A 14,662-nucleotide genomic window follows, 5' to 3' on the forward strand; every position below is an offset into this window, starting at 1 on the left:
TGCGGGAGGTGGGGGGCTGAGGGGGGGTGCGGGCGTGCGGGCTTTCGCCCGGCGCGCCCGCTGAGGGGGGTGTCAGGTGGGGATGCCCGGGAGGGCGGGGGTGGGGGCGCCCCAGGTGTGGGCGCGGAGGGTGGCTTCGCGGAGGGCGGTGGCGGCGAAGGGGCGGTAGGGGGTGGGGAGGGTGAGGAGCAGGTCGGCGTAGGTGGTGGTCAGGCGGGTTTCCAGGTGGACGGCGAGTTTGGCGGCGTCGGTGGGGGAGGTGACGGGGAAGGGGAGCTGGTAGCCGGCGGCGGCGGGGGGGGGGGCGGCGGTGACGGAGGTGAGGAGGCGTTGCCAGGCGTCGCGTTGGGCCTGGTGGGCGGCGTGGGTGGTGCGGGCGGCGGTGCGCTGGGGGTCGTCGGGGAGGTGGGCGCCGACCACGCCGTAGCCGTAGACGGCGGCGTGTTCGGCGCTGAGGGCGGCTTGGAGGGCGGGGACGGCGGCGTTGGCGTCGGCGGCGCGTTCGGTGGTGGTGCTGCCGGCGGTGGTGGTGCCGTCGGGGGTTTTGACGGGGGTCTGGTCGCCGAGGGCCGCGGCGTGCAGGGCGTTGCCTGCGGAGACGGAGGCGAGCAGGCGGGCGAGGGGCGGGCTGACCTCGTCGAGGCCCTGGAGGTGGGACTCGGCGGTCCGGTGCTCCATGAGGGCCAGCTCGGGGAGGGTGGGGAGGGCGCGGGACGGGGTGCCGGTGGGGGAGGGGCTCGCGCTCGGCAGGCCCTGGGCGAGGGCGGCGCGGTGCCGGGCGGTGTCGTCGCGCAGCGGTTGGAGCAGGGCGGTCTGGGCGCCCGGGGCGGTGAGCAGGCTGTCGTAGGCGCCGAGCAGGAGGTCGGTGTCGACGATCGCGCGCAGGCGGGCCGGGGTGTCGAGGTCGCGGGGTGGGGTGGGGCCGGCCGGGTGGGCGCCGTGGGGGTCGGCGGTGCAGGCGGTGAGGGTGGTGAGCAGTCCGAGGGCCAGGAAGGTCCGTCGGCTGGGCGGCTGCATCGGGATCACTCCGGGCGGGTACGGGAGGACGGCCTCCCCGCCTGCCCTCGTTGGCGTGAATGATTACAGAATCCCCACGTTCCCGGGTGCGGTTCGGGGATGCCGTGCCGGGTGTGAGCTTGCTCGCAGTGGGTGGCGTGGGCGTGGTCGGCGGAGGTCCGGAATCGGTGGTTGGGGGCTTGACCGGATAGGCTTTGGGCCGAGCTGCCGTGACCCGGTGTGGCACACCGGGGGCGCGGGGCGACCTTCTGACAACAGCAGACGCGGCCGAGGAGTCCACCCGGATGAGCACCACCCACACCGACCGGCTGCGAGCGTTGCTGGAGCCGCTGGCCGAGCAGGCCGGACTGGATCTGGAGGACGTCAGGGTCACCCGGGCGGGCAGCCGTCGGCAGGTGCAGATCGACGTCGACACCGACGGCGGCGTGGACATGGACGCCATCGCCGAGTTCAGCCGGGTGGTCGGTGAGGCCCTGGACGAGTCGGACCTGATGGGGGACGACGCGTACCTGCTGGAGGTCGGCTCGCCGGGTGCGGAGCGTCCGCTGGTCCTGCCCCGGCACTGGCAGCGCGCCGAGGGTCGGCTGGCCAAGATCCACCTGGAGGACGGCGGGGAGATCGTCGCCCGGGTGCTGGAGGCCGACGAGGACGGCGCACTGGTCGAGGTGCAGCCGGTGAAGGGACGCGGCCGTCCGAAGGAGCGCCGTCTGGCGTACGCGGAGGTGGCCCGGGCGCGCGTCCAGGTCGAGTTCAACCGCAAGGACGACGAGCTCCTGGACGAGGCCGCGGACTTCGACGAGGGGGAGGACGGCGCCGAGTGAACCCCCGGTGCCGTACGACCATGACGAACGTGACGAAAGACGAGGAGGCGTAGCCGTGGACATCGACATGAGTGCCCTGCGCACGCTGGTCAACGAGAAGAACATCCCCTTCGACCTGCTGGTCGAGTCCATCGAGTCCGCCCTCCTCACCGCGTACCACCGCACCGAGGGCTCGCGCCGGCGGGCCCGGGTGAACCTGGACCGCAAGAGCGGCCACGTCACCGTGTGGGCGATGGAGGACCCGGCGGAGCTGGACGAGGGCGTCGAGCCGAAGGAGTTCGACGACACCCCGAGCGGCTTCGGCCGGATCGCGTCCAGCATCGGCATCCAGGTGATGATGCAGCGCCTGCGCGACGCCGCGGACGACCAGACCTTCGGTGAGTACGCGGGCAAGGAGGGCGACATCGTCACCGGTGTCGTCCAGCAGGGCAACGACCCGAAGAACGTGCTGGTCGACATCGGCAAGCTGGAGGCCATCCTGCCGCCGCAGGAGCAGGTCCCGGGCGAGGACTACCGGCACGGCACCCGCCTGAAGTGCTACGTGGTGGCCGTGCGCCGCGGCGTGCGCGGGGCCTCGGTGACGCTGTCGCGCACCCACCCCAGCCTGGTGAAGAAGCTGTTCGCGCTGGAGGTCCCGGAGATCGCGGACGGCAGCGTGGAGATCGCGGCGATCGCCCGTGAGGCCGGCCACCGGACCAAGATCGCGGTCTGGTCGCGCCGCCAGGGCCTGAACGCCAAGGGCGCCTGCATCGGCCCGATGGGCTCCCGGGTGCGCGCCGTGATGGGCGAGCTGCACGGCGAGAAGATCGACATCGTCGACTGGTCCGAGGACCCCCGGGAGATGGTGGCCGCCGCCCTGTCGCCCGCACGGGTGACCAGCGTGGAGATCGTGGACGCCGCCCAGCGTTCCGCCCGGGTGATCGTGCCGGACTACCAGCTGTCGCTGGCGATCGGCAAGGAGGGGCAGAACGCCCGCCTGGCCGCGCGCCTGACCGGGTGGCGGATCGACATCCGGCCGGACACCGAGGTCCCCGCCGAGGAATCGCAGGCCCGGTAATCATCGTTGTCGTGTGCGCCCCTGCCGGTCCTCCGGGATCGGCGGGGCGGCGCCATGTCGCTTCGGAGGGGTAGACTTGCCTTCGTCTGGCCGGACGCATGTCCGAGCACGCCCGGAACGCACCTGCGTGGGCTGCCGCAAGCGAGCGGCCAAGCACCAGCTGTTGCGTGTCACGGCGGTCGAGGGCGAGTGCGTCCCTGATCCCCGCGGCGCACTCCCGGGCCGGGGAGCTCACCTGCACCCCGATCCGGCCTGCCTCGACCTCGCGGTCCGCCGTCGGGCGTTCCCCCGGGCCTTCCGGCTCCAGGGCGCGCTCGACACCGAGCGGCTCCGCGGGTTCATCGGGGAGCTGGTGGGCGGAGCCCCCTAGCCGGGCGGCCTCCCGCGACACTCGCCGCTCGCGCGGCGGAGAACCACCGCAACAAGCACAGCGCTCGGGCAGCCGCGCGCCGTGCCACCAGTCAGGTACCTCGCGATGTGGAAGTAGGTCGAGATTGCGATGAGCTCTCGATGAGTACGCGATGAGTACGCGATGGGTACGCCCATGAAGTAGCGACAGTCCGGCGGACGAGACCCCCGGACTCATAGACAGGAGTGAAGTGGCTAAGGTCCGGGTTTATGAACTCGCCAAGGAGCTTGGCTTGGAGAGCAAGGCCGTCATGGCCAAGCTCACCGAGCTCGGCGAGTTCGTCCGTTCGGCGTCCTCGACGATCGAGGCGCCGGTCGTACGCAAGTTGACTGACGCGCTTGGTGTGGCCCCCACCGGTGGTGGTTCCGCTGCCAAGCCGGGCCCGCGGAAGCCCGCGGCGCCCTCCCCCGCGGCCGGCTCGGGTGCCCCGAAGCCGGGCGCTCCGACCCCGGGTCCGCGCCCCAGCGCGACCCCTGGTCCCCGTCCGACCCCGGCTGCCGCCGCGCCTTCCGCGCCGGCCGCCGCCCCTGCGGCCCCCGCGGCCGGAGCGGGTGCCCCGAAGCCGGGCGCTCCGACTCCGGGCCCGCGCCCGGCCGCGCGTCCCGCCGCTCCGGCGGCTCCGGCCGCGCCCGCGGCCGAGTTCTCCTCGCCGGCTCCGGCCGAGGCCCCGCGTCCCGCCGCCCAGGCCCCGCGCCCGAGTGGCGGCCAGGCCTCCGGCGGTGCCCGTCCGGGCCCGCGTCCGGCCGGTCCGCGTCCGGGCAACAACCCGTTCACCTCGGGTAGCGCCACCGGCATGGGCCGCCCCGGCGACCGCCGTCAGGGTGGTCAGGGCGGTGCTCCGCGTCCGGGTGGTGCCCAGGGTGGCGACCGTCCGCGTCCGGGCGGCGACCGTCCGCGTCCCGCCGGTGCCCCGGGTGCCGGTGCGCCGCGTCCCGGTGGCGACCGTCCGCGTCCCGCCGGCGCTCCGGGTGCCGGTGCGCCGCGTCCGGGTGGCGACCGTCCGCGTCCCGCCGGTGCCCCGGGTGCCGGTGCCCCCCGTCCGGGTGGCGCTCCGCGTCCCGACGGCATGCCGCGTCCGGCCGGTCCGCGCCCCGGCGCGCCGTCCCCGTCCGGCATGCCGCGCCCGAACCCGGGCATGATGCCGCAGCGTCCGGCCGGCCCGCGTCCGGGCCCCGGTGGCCGTGGTCCCGGTGGCCCCGGCGGTCGTCCGGGTGGTCCGGGTGGCGCCGGTGGCGCCCGTCCCGGCTTCCAGGGTCGTCCGGCCGGTCCGGGCTCGCGTCCGGCCGGTGGCGGCGGCTTCGGCGGTCCGCGTCCGGGTGGCGGCGCCCCCGGTGGTGGCGGCGGCTTCGGCCCCCGTCCCGGCGGCTTCGGCGGTCGTCCCGGTGGCCCGGGTGCCCGTGGTGGCACGCAGGGTGCCTTCGGTCGTGGCCCGGGCGGTCGCCCGGCTCGCGGTCGCAAGTCGAAGCGGGCGAAGCGCCAGGAGTACGAGGCCATGCAGGCCCCGTCCGTCGGCGGTGTGATGCTGCCTCGCGGCAACGGCCAGACCGTTCGCCTGTCGAGCGGCGCCTCGCTGATGGACTTCGCGGAGAAGATCAACGCCAACCCGGCCGCGCTCGTCTCCGTCATGTTCAACCTCGGTGAGATGGTCACCGCGACCCAGTCGGTCTCCGACGCCACGCTGCAGCTGCTGGCGGACGAGATGGGCTTCCAGCTGGAGATCGTCAGCCGGGACGACGAGGACCGCGAGCTGCTGGAGTCGTTCGACATCGACTTCGGTGCCAACGAGGGCGACGAGGACCAGCTGGCCCCGCGCCCGCCGGTCGTCACCGTCATGGGTCACGTCGACCACGGTAAGACCCGCCTGCTGGACGCGATCCGCAAGTCCAACGTGGTGGCCGGCGAGGCCGGTGGCATCACCCAGCACATCGGTGCCTACCAGGTGGCGACGATGGTGAACGGCGAAGAGCGCCCGATCACCTTCCTCGACACCCCGGGTCACGAGGCGTTCTCCGCCATGCGTGCCCGTGGTGCCAAGTCCACCGACATCGCGATCCTGGTGGTCGCGGCCAACGACGGTGTCATGCCGCAGACGGTCGAGGCGTTGAACCACGCCAAGGCCGCCGGTGTGCCGATCGTGGTCGCGGTCAACAAGATCGACGTCGAGGGCGCCGACCCGACCAAGGTCCGCGGCCAGCTGACCGAGTTCGGCCTGGTGGCCGAGGAGTACGGCGGCGACACCATGTTCGTCGACATCTCCGCCCGCCAGGGTCTGAACATCGACCAGCTGCTGGAGGCCGTGGTCCTGACCGCGGACGCCTCGCTCGACCTGCGGGCCAACCCGCACCAGGACGCGCAGGGTATTGCGATCGAAGCCCACCTGGACAAGGGCCGCGGCGCCATGGCGACCGTCCTGGTCCAGCGCGGTACCCTCCGCGTCGGTGACTCGATCGTCGTGGGCGACGCCTACGGCCGCGTCCGCGCCATGCTGGACGAGAACGGCAACAGCCTCGCCGAGGCGGGCCCGTCCCGTCCGGTGCTGCTGCTCGGTCTGACCTCGGTGCCCCGCGCCGGCGACAGCTTCATCGTCGTCGACGAGGACCGCACCGCCCGTCAGATCGCCGAGAAGCGCTCGGCCCGCGACCGCAACGCCGCCTTCGCGCAGCGTCGGGTCCGGGTGTCCCTGGAGGACCTGGACAAGGCCATCGCCGCCGGCTCCATCGAGCAGCTCAACCTCATCATCAAGGGTGACGTCTCCGGTTCGGTCGAGGCCCTCGAGGACGCCCTCGTCAAGCTGGACGTGGGCGAGGAGGTCGAGCTCCGGGTCCTGCACCGCGGTGTGGGTGCCATCACCGAGTCCGACGTGGACCTGGCGATGGGCTCGGACGCCATCATCATCGGCTTCAACGTGCGCGCCGAAGGCCGTGCGCGCGCCGCGGCCGACAAGGAAGGCGTGGACGTCCGGTACTACTCGGTCATCTACCAGGCGATCGAGGAGATCGAGAACGCCCTCAAGGGCATGCTCAAGCCGGAGTACGAGGAGGTGCGCCTCGGCGCCGCGGAGATCCGCGAGGTCTTCCGCTCCTCCAAGTTCGGCAACATCGCCGGTGTCCTGGTCCGCGACGGCATCATCCGCCGCAACGCCAAGGCCCGCCTCATCCGCGACGGCAAGGTCGTGGCGGAGAGCCTCACCATCGAGGGTCTGCGCCGCTTCAAGGACGACGCGACCGAGGTCCGCGAGGGCTTCGAGGCCGGTGTCACCCTGGGGTCGTTCAACGACATCAAGGTCGAGGACATCATCGAGACCTACGAGATGCGCGAGAAGCCGCGCGCCTAGTCGGTGTCAGCCGGGGCCGGTCGACGGGTGGTATTTCCGTCGACCGGCCCCGGTCTCGCTGTGTAGGGTCCGGGGTAGTCACACAGTGGCGCCAGCCCGTTTCCGGGCTGCTCCCCGAGGCCTTCCAGGTCGGCGAGACCTGTCATACATGTTCGTGGGAACACTCACCTTCGACCTGCTGCTGGGCGACGTCCACTCGCTCAAGGAGAAGCGTTCGATCGTGCGGCCCATCGTGGCCGAACTGCAGCGCAAGTACAGCGTGTGCGCTGCCGAGACCGGGAACCAGGACCTGCACCGCCGGGCCGAGATCGGCCTCGCGGTGGTCTCCGGCGAAGCCGGGTACGTCACCGAGGTCCTGGACAGCTGTGAGCGGTTGGTCGCCGGCCGCCCCGAGGTACAGCTCCTCTCCGCGAGGCGGCGGTACCACAACGACGACGACGAATGAGGACCGTGGAGCCGGCCGACGGAAGTCGCCGTTCTCACACGGATCAGGACCGAGAGCGCCCGCAAGGCCGGGCGCGGGCCGGTACTTTGGGGCGTGGGCCCCGACGGGTGCGCAGTTCTCCCGGGTACCGGGCCCATTGCACGAGGAGGCAACGTGACCGACACCGCTAGGGCGCGCAAGCTCGCCGACCGCATCCAGGTGGTCGTCGCCCAGACCCTGGAGCGGCGGATCAAGGACCCCCGACTGGGGTTCGTGACCATCACCGACACCCGGGTGACCGGGGACCTGCGCGAGGCCACCGTCTTCTACACCGTCTTCGGTGACGAGACCGAGCGCGAGGCCACCGCGGCCGCGCTGGAGAGCGCCAAGGGCGTGATCCGCTCCGAGGTCGGCAAGATCGGGGTGCGCTTCACCCCGACGCTGACCTTCGTCGCGGACGCGCTGCCGGACAACGCCCGGAACATCGACGACCTGCTCGACCGGGCCCGCAACTCGGACGCCGCCGTGCGCACCCGGGCCGCGGGGGCGAGCTACGCCGGCGAGGCGGACCCGTACCGGGTTCCGGCGGCCGAGCGTGACGACGAGGACGAGTAGTCATGGCGGGTGAGCCGGCGCAGGCCGCCTCGCGAGCCGGATCGACCACGGGGGCGTCCTCCACCAGCACGGTGGAGGGTGCCCTCGTGGCGCTTCCGGGCCCGCGCGCCGAGGAGAGCGGGTTCGAGCTGCTCTGGCAGCAGGTGGTGGCGGAGATCGGGCGGGCCCGTTCGATCGACCTGATCTGCCACATCTGCCCGGACGGTGACGCGCTGGGCTCCTCGCTGGCGGCGGCGCTGGCGCTGCGCGCGCTCGGCAAGCAGGTGCGGGTCTCCTTCGGCGACGACCCGCAGGTCGTGCCCGAGTCGCTGGCCTTCCTGCCCGGCCAGGAGCTGATCGTGCCGGCCGTCGAGGTGCCGGACGTGCCGGAACTGGTGCTCTGCTTCGACGTGGCCGCGGAGAGCAGGCTCGGCCTGCTGCACGCCAAGGCCTTCGCCGCGCCCGTCCTGGTGGTGCTCGACCACCACGCCTCCAACCCGGGCTTCGGCACCCACCAGCTGATCGACCCGACCGCGCCGGCCACCGCCGTGCTGGTCGACGAACTGCTGCGCCGGCTCGGCGTGGAGCTGGACCAGGAGCTGGCCACCTGCCTCTACACCGGTGTCGCCACCGACACCGGTTCGTTCAAGTACCGGGCCACCACGCCCGCCACCCACGAGCTGGCCGCCCGGCTGCTGGCCACCGGCATCCGGCACGACCTGATCGCCCGGCAGCTGTGGGACACCTCCTCCTTCGGCTACCTCAAGGTGCTCGCGGGCGCGCTCGACCGGGCCGTCTACGAGCCGGAGGCGGCGGACGGGCTGGGCCTGGTGTGGACCTGGGTGCCGTACCAGGACCTCGCGCTGTTCAGCGTCACGGTCGAGGAGATCGAGGGGCTGATCGACATCCTGCGCCGCCCGGCCGAGGCCGAGGTGGCGCTGGTGCTCAAGCAGGACCCGGACGGCACGCTGCGCGGCTCCTCGCGTTCCAAGGGCGCGGTGGACGTCGCCGCGGCCTGTGCCGAACTGGGCGGCGGGGGGCACGTCTTCGCGGCCGGATTCAGCGTCCGGCAGGACGTGGCCGCGGTGGTCGAGCGGTTCCGGGGCGCCCTGCGACCGGTACGTTGATCATCTCTGCTGTTGTTGTTGAGAGAAAGAACCCGATGAAGCGCAAAGGCACCGGCCCGGACGGCCTGGTGATCGTCGACAAGCCTGAGGGCATCACGTCGCACGGGGTCGTCGCCAAGCTGCGGTGGCTGGCCGGGACCCGGAAGGTCGGGCACGCCGGCACCCTGGACCCGATGGCCACCGGCGTCCTGGTGATCGGCGTCGAGCGGGCCACCCGGCTGCTCGGCCACCTGATGCTCACCGCCAAGACCTACGAGGCGACCATCCGGCTCGGCCAGACCACCGTCACCGACGACCGCGAGGGCGAGGTCACCGCCTCGGCCCCGGCCGACGCCGTCACCCGGGAGGCGATCGACGCCGGGATCGCGGCGCTCACCGGCGAGATCATGCAGGTGCCGTCCAAGGTCAGCGCGATCAAGATCGACGGCAAGCGCTCGTACGCGCGGGTGCGCGAGGGCGAGGAGTTCGAGCTCGCGGCCCGGCCGACCACGATCCACTCCTTCACCGTGCACGGGCAGCGCGCGGCGGTCGCCGAGGACGGCACGCCGGTGATCGACCTGGACGTCACCGTCGAGTGCTCCTCCGGCACCTACATCCGGGCGCTGGCCCGGGACCTGGGCGCCGGGCTGGGCGTCGGCGGGCACCTGACCGCGCTGCGGCGCACCAGGGTCGGGCCGTACGGGGTGGAGTCGGCGCGCACCCTGGAGCAGCTGGAGGCCGACGTCACCGGCGAGTCCGCCAAGGGTCTCGAGGTGCTGCCGATCGGCGAGGCCGCGGCGGCCGCCTTCCCGCGCTGGGACCTGGACGAGGCCTCGGCGGAGAAGCTGTCGCACGGCGCCCGGCTGAAGGCGCCCGGGATGGGCGTGGACGGGCCGATCGCGGTGTTCGGGCCGGACGGGCGCTTCCTCGCGCTGGTCGAGGAGAAGGGCGGGCAGGCGAAGCCGGTCGCGGTCTTCGTCGGCTGACGCCCCCGCTGTTCGGAGCCCCCGTCGGGAATCGTCCCGACGGGGGCTTTCCCGTTCCCGGACCCCCTTTCACCCGCACGAGGGAGCGCGCGGAGTGAACGCCCGTGGTGAGCGGCGCGGGCGCGGTCGGACCGCCTCCCGCGCGGGCAGGCTCCGGGCGGCGGGCGAGCGACGGTCGAGGGGGCATGGGATGCCGGGGTTTCTGGAGGGCGATCCGGGGCGGTACCTGCTGCGGATCCGCGACCTCAACGGGCGGCTGCACGGCTTAGGGTTCGTCGCCGACCCGCAGGGGGGCGTGCTGACGGCACACGAGAGCGTGGCCGGACTGGACCGGGTCGTCCTGCACACCCCCGGCGGGCAGACCAGGGTGCTCGGCCCGGACGCCGTGCTGCCGCTGCCCGGGCACGGGCTCGCCCTACTGCGCACCGAGGCGGTCGGTGGGCTGCCGGTGCCGCCGCTGCCGCTGGCCGCCGTCGCGGCCGGGCACGAGGTGCTGCTGCCCGCGCTGGCGGGGGAGGACGGCCGGGTGGTCGCACTGCGCTGCGGGCTGCTCGGGGTCACCGGCGCGGCGTACGGCGGGCACCGGCTGGGCGGGGTGCTGCTGCTGGACGTGCCGGTGGTCGGCGGGGTCGCGGTGCCGGCCGGCTCGCCGGTGCTGGACGCCCGCAGCGGGGCGGTGGTCGCGCTGGCCGCGCCCGCCCTGCGCGACCCCCGGCACGGCGGGGCGCTGCCGGCCGTGGCGGTGGGAGCGGGCCCCGCGGGCGGGACGGCGGCCGCCGGGGTGCTGGCCGGGCTGCTGGCGAGCAACGCGGCGGCGGTGCCCGGCTACGGCCCGGCGCTCAACCTGGCCGGGGTGCTGCGGCTGGCCGCCGCCCAGGTGACGGCCGCCGGTGCCGGGTCGGCCCGGGTGGCCGACCTGGCCGCCGACCGGGTGGACCGGCCGGACGGCCTCGTCGGGGACGAGCCGGCCGCGACCGTCACCGCGCTGGTCGGCGCCCCCGGCAGCGGACGCACCACCGAACTGGCCGCGCTGGCCGCCCGCCGGCACGGCGGCGCCCACCCGCTGCCCACCCTCTGGCTGCGCGGCGCCGACCTGCGGGCCGGGGACCGCTCGCTCGCCGAGCCGCTGGAGCGGGTGCTGGCCGCCGCCGCGGCCGGACTCGGTACCCCGGCGCCCGCGCCGGAGCCGGTGGCGGCGCTGTGCGCGGCGGCGGGCCGGCCCCTGCTGGTGGTCCTGGACGGCCCCGAGGAGGCCCCGCTGGCGGTGGACGCGCGCTGGCTGCGCGGCGCCGGCCAGTGGCTGACCGGCTGCGGCGCCCGGCTGGTCACCGCCTGCGGCGAGGAGCTCTGGGAGCGGCTCGCGGCCGAGACCTGGGGGAGCGGCACGCCCGGCCCCCGCCGTACCGCCGAACCGCACCCGGACGGCGACCTGGGCAGCGCCCCCACCGTACGGATGGACGGCCGCGGCCCGGACGGGCCGAGCCTGGCCGGGCAGCGGCTCGGCCCGCTGCCCCCCGAGGCGGCCGAGCGGGTGCGCCGCCGGTACGGGCTGCCGCCGGGCCACCCGGCCGCCGCCGGGGACGGCGGGCACCCGCTGGCCGTCCGGCTGGCCGGGGAGCTGTGGGCCCAGGGGCTGCGCGACGGGCCGGTGCGCCGCGGCGAGCTGTTCGACGCCTTCCTGGACCTGCGCTGCCTGCGGGTGGCCCAGCGGCTGGCCGAGGACGGCCGGCCGCGCCGCCCGGGCGCCCACCGCCGGGGCGCGGTGCGGCCGGCCGGGCCGCGGCACCGGCGGGTGCGCCGGCTCGCGGCGGCGGTGGCCGGGCGGGTGCACGAGGCGGCCCGGCGGATGCTCGGCGGCCGGTCGGGCGGCGGGCTGGACCGGGCCGTCTTCGAGGAGCTGTTCCCGGTCGAGGGCGGCTGGGCCACGGCGGTGCTCGCCGAGGGCCTGTTCGTCCCGGCCGGGCCCGGGTTCCGCTTCGCGCACGGGGAGTTCGCGGACTGGCTGCAGGGCCGGCACCTGGACCTGGACGCGGCGCTGCGGCTGCTGCTCGGCGAGGCCGAGGACACCCCGCCGTGGCCCGCCGACGAGCCGGCGGAGCCCGGCGGCCACCCGGCGGCGGAGACGGCGGAGACGGCCGCCGGGGCGGACGCCGTCCCCCGGCACCGGATCGGCCCGGTCGCCGCCGCACTGCGCCGGGTGGCCGAGACCTGGGGCGCCGGCGCCCTGGACCCGTGGCTGCACCGGATCTGGCGCGCCCTGGACCTGCGCCCGCCGGGCAGCGAACCCGCCTGGTGGGCGGCCCGGTTGCTCGCCGAGGGCCTGGCCGTCGGCCCGGACCCGGCCGAACACCGGGCGCTGCTCGACCAGATGGCGGCCCGGATCGCCGAACGGGCGGGCGGGACGGGCGCGGTGGCGCTCCCGGCGGCCGGGCTCGGCCGCTTCGGGCCGGCCTTCTGGACCGGCCTCGGCCTGCCCGTCGAGGCCGAACTCGCCCTGCTGCGCAGCCTGGTGGCCGCCGACGGCCCCGGGCAGCGCTTCCTCGCCGTGGTGGCCCAGCGGCTGCGCGCCGACCCGGTCGGGGTGTTCCCGCTGCTCTGCGCCTGGTTCGAGGACCCGCGCGGCCTGCCGGGCCGCCCGGGGCGCACCGTCGCCGACCTCGCCCACGACCTGCTGTACGCCCACCGGCGGCTCGCCCTGGACGAGTTGGCCGACGCGCTGGCCGCCGCCGCGCACCCGCGGGCGGACGCGCTGCTCACCGTGCTCGCCGCCGAGGAGCCGTCCGCGCTCTGCCGCGCGGTGGACCGCTGGAGCCACGACCGGCGGCCCGAGCGGCACGTCGCGGCGGCCGTGCACGCGCTGCGGACCGCCCCGTACGCCTCCGGGGCCGGGGTCGAGCTGCTGCGGTACACCGCGCTGACCCTGCTCGCCCGCGAGGACGAGCCCGGTCTGCACGGGGCCGCGCTGGCGCTGCTGGTCGGCGATCCGGCGACCCGGGCCGAGCACCTGCCGGCCGCGCTCGCCCTGCTGCGGGCCGGCGGCGACGCCTTCCTCACCCCGCGGGCGCTCGCCCCGGCCCTGGAGAGCGACCCGGAACCCGTCCTGGCGGCCTTCGCCGAGTGCTCGGCCGCCCCCGGCGCGGCCCCCGCCGAGACGCTGCGGGTGCTCGCCGACGCCACCGCTCCGGCGGCCGTGCGGCGGGGCGCCGAGCTGGCCGCCGGGCTGCTGCGCGGGAACCCGGGGCTGGCCGGCCCGGTCGCCGTCGACTACCTCGGCCGCCGGCTGGCGCGCGCCGCCGCCGGCCCGGCCGACCGGCTGGAGCTGCGGGTGCTGATCGGCGCCGCGCTGGCGGCCCGCAGCGCGGCCGTCCGGCGGCCGTTCGCCGAGGTGCTGTCCGTCCCGGTGGCGGACCCGGCGGCGGACGCGCTGCGCTGCGAGCTGCTGGACACCCTGCTCGCCGCCGAGACCGACCCGGCGGTGCTGACCGTCGCCGTGGAGCGGCTCGCCGAGCACTGCGCGGCCGAGAACCCGGCCCGGGCCCGGGCGGTGCTGGCCCGGGCCGGCACCGGGCTGCCGGGCGCGGACGAGCTGCTGGTGCGCTGCGCCGGGCGGTCGGCGGCCTTCGCCCGGCTGCTCGCCCGGTGGCCGTCCGGGGCCGCGCCGACCGCCCCGGACGGCCCCCGGCTGGCCCGGATGCGGGCCCTGGCGGCGGCCGGACGGGACCCGCAGTACGCCGCCGCGGAGGCCGAGCGGGCCGTCTCCGGGCGGGCCGCGGGGCCGTCGGCGGGCTCAACCCGTATTCCGGTGCCTGAGCCGGGGCAGGCGCATGGCACGCTATAGGGGTTCGGGTTTTGAGCGTTTGAGCGTACAGAGGGTACGCGCCGTACGGAACAAGGAGCGGTCAGGTGCAGCGCTGGCGTGGCCTGGAGGAGATCCCCGGGGACTGGGGACGCAGCGTCGTCACCATCGGCTCGTTCGACGGGGTGCACCGAGGACATCAGCTGATCATCGGGCGGGCGGTCGAGCGGGCCCGCGAACTGGGCGTCCCGGCGGTCGTGGTGACCTTCGACCCGCACCCGCGCGAGGTCATCCGCCCGGGCAGCCACCCGCCGCTGCTCGCGCCGCACCCGCGCCGTGCCGAGCTGATCGCGGAGCTGGGCGTGGACGCGGTGCTGGTGCTGCCGTTCACCACCGAGTTCTCCCAGGAGTCCCCGGAGACCTTCGTCCGGCAGGTACTGGTGGACGCGCTGCACGCGCGGGTCGTCATCGAGGGCCCCAACTTCCGCTTCGGGCACCGGGCGGCCGGGAACGTCGAGCTGCTCGGCGAACTGGGCCGGGCGGACGACTTCGAGGTCGAGGTGGTCGACCTCCAGGTGTGCGGCACGGCCGGGGACGGCGAGCCGTTCTCCTCCAGCCTGACCCGCCGGCTGGTGGAGACCGGGGACATGGCCGGCGCCAACGAGGTGCTGGGCCGTCCGCACCGGGTCGAGGGCGTGGTGGTGCGCGGCGCGCAGCGCGGCCGCGACCTGGGCTACCCGACCGCCAACGTCGACACCGTGCCGCACAGCGCGATCCCGGCGGACGGCGTGTACGCGGGCTGGCTGACCGCCGACGGCGAGCGGATGCCGGCGGCGATCTCGGTCGGCACCAACCCGACCTTCGACGGCACCACCCGCACCGTCGAGGCCTACGCCATCGACCGGGTCGGCCTGGACCTGTACGGGCTGCACGTGGCCGTGGACTTCCTGGCCTACCTGCGCGGGATGGAGAAGTTCGACTCCATCGACGCGCTGCTGGACCGGATGGCCGACGACGTCAAGCGGGCCCGCGAGCTGACCGACGGCATCTGAGCGACGGCATCCGAGGCGTCGCAGGACGACGGAAGGGGCCCACCGACACCAGGTCGGTGGGCCCCT

The 14,662-nt window shown here is 75.3% G+C and carries 11 protein-coding genes; 10 read left to right on the plus strand and 1 reads right to left on the minus strand.

Annotation, left to right across the window (positions count from 1 at the left end; genetic code table 11):
* Nucleotides 1–72: 72 nt before the first annotated feature.
* Nucleotides 73–1,017 carry a ferritin-like domain-containing protein gene (locus ACWDD9_RS40445; protein WP_449814383.1) on the minus strand — a complete coding sequence of 315 codons (945 nt, stop codon included), beginning with the start codon at nt 1,015–1,017 and terminating at the stop codon, nt 73–75.
* A 284-nt stretch (nt 1,018–1,301) separates the two neighbouring features.
* Between ACWDD9_RS40445 and rimP the strand changes: the two genes are divergently transcribed.
* From rimP to ACWDD9_RS40495, 10 genes are all read left to right on the plus strand, one after another.
* The gene (gene rimP, locus ACWDD9_RS40450) at nt 1,302–1,838 is read left to right on the plus strand and encodes a ribosome maturation factor RimP (protein ID WP_074006402.1); all 537 of its coding nucleotides are present in this window, start codon (nt 1,302–1,304) and stop codon (nt 1,836–1,838) included.
* 55 nt (nt 1,839–1,893) lie between these two features.
* Nucleotides 1,894–2,895 (plus strand): transcription termination factor NusA, encoded by a 1,002-nt coding sequence (nusA, locus tag ACWDD9_RS40455; protein ID WP_049659751.1) that lies wholly within the window; start codon nt 1,894–1,896, stop codon nt 2,893–2,895.
* A gap of 76 nt (nt 2,896–2,971) precedes the next feature.
* Nucleotides 2,972–3,265: a YlxR family protein gene (locus tag ACWDD9_RS40460; RefSeq protein ID WP_074006403.1), complete on the plus strand. Its 294-nt coding sequence runs from the start codon at nt 2,972–2,974 to the stop codon at nt 3,263–3,265.
* A 229-nt stretch (nt 3,266–3,494) separates the two neighbouring features.
* Nucleotides 3,495–6,638 (plus strand): translation initiation factor IF-2, encoded by a 3,144-nt coding sequence (gene infB / locus ACWDD9_RS40465; protein WP_449814384.1) that lies wholly within the window; start codon nt 3,495–3,497, stop codon nt 6,636–6,638.
* A 148-nt stretch (nt 6,639–6,786) separates the two neighbouring features.
* The gene (locus ACWDD9_RS40470; RefSeq protein ID WP_030289887.1) at nt 6,787–7,083 is read left to right on the plus strand and encodes a DUF503 domain-containing protein; all 297 of its coding nucleotides are present in this window, start codon (nt 6,787–6,789) and stop codon (nt 7,081–7,083) included.
* Between the two features lie 153 nt (nt 7,084–7,236).
* On the plus strand, nt 7,237–7,677 hold the full coding sequence (rbfA, locus tag ACWDD9_RS40475; protein WP_049658664.1) for a 30S ribosome-binding factor RbfA: 441 nt from the start codon (nt 7,237–7,239) through the stop codon (nt 7,675–7,677).
* A gap of 2 nt (nt 7,678–7,679) precedes the next feature.
* Complete coding sequence (locus ACWDD9_RS40480) at nt 7,680–8,783, plus strand: DHH family phosphoesterase (RefSeq protein WP_079272940.1); 1,104 nt, start codon at nt 7,680–7,682, stop codon at nt 8,781–8,783.
* 35 nt (nt 8,784–8,818) lie between these two features.
* Nucleotides 8,819–9,748 (plus strand): tRNA pseudouridine(55) synthase TruB, encoded by a 930-nt coding sequence (gene truB, locus ACWDD9_RS40485; protein WP_074006405.1) that lies wholly within the window; start codon nt 8,819–8,821, stop codon nt 9,746–9,748.
* Between the two features lie 190 nt (nt 9,749–9,938).
* The gene (locus tag ACWDD9_RS40490) at nt 9,939–13,586 is read left to right on the plus strand and encodes a serine protease (protein ID WP_449814385.1); all 3,648 of its coding nucleotides are present in this window, start codon (nt 9,939–9,941) and stop codon (nt 13,584–13,586) included.
* Nucleotides 13,587–13,651: 65 nt separating this feature from the next.
* Nucleotides 13,652–14,596 carry a bifunctional riboflavin kinase/FAD synthetase gene (locus tag ACWDD9_RS40495; RefSeq protein ID WP_074006407.1) on the plus strand — a complete coding sequence of 315 codons (945 nt, stop codon included), beginning with the start codon at nt 13,652–13,654 and terminating at the stop codon, nt 14,594–14,596.
* Nucleotides 14,597–14,662: the final 66 nt, after the last annotated feature.

This window comes from Kitasatospora sp. NPDC001119 (assembly GCF_053598475.1).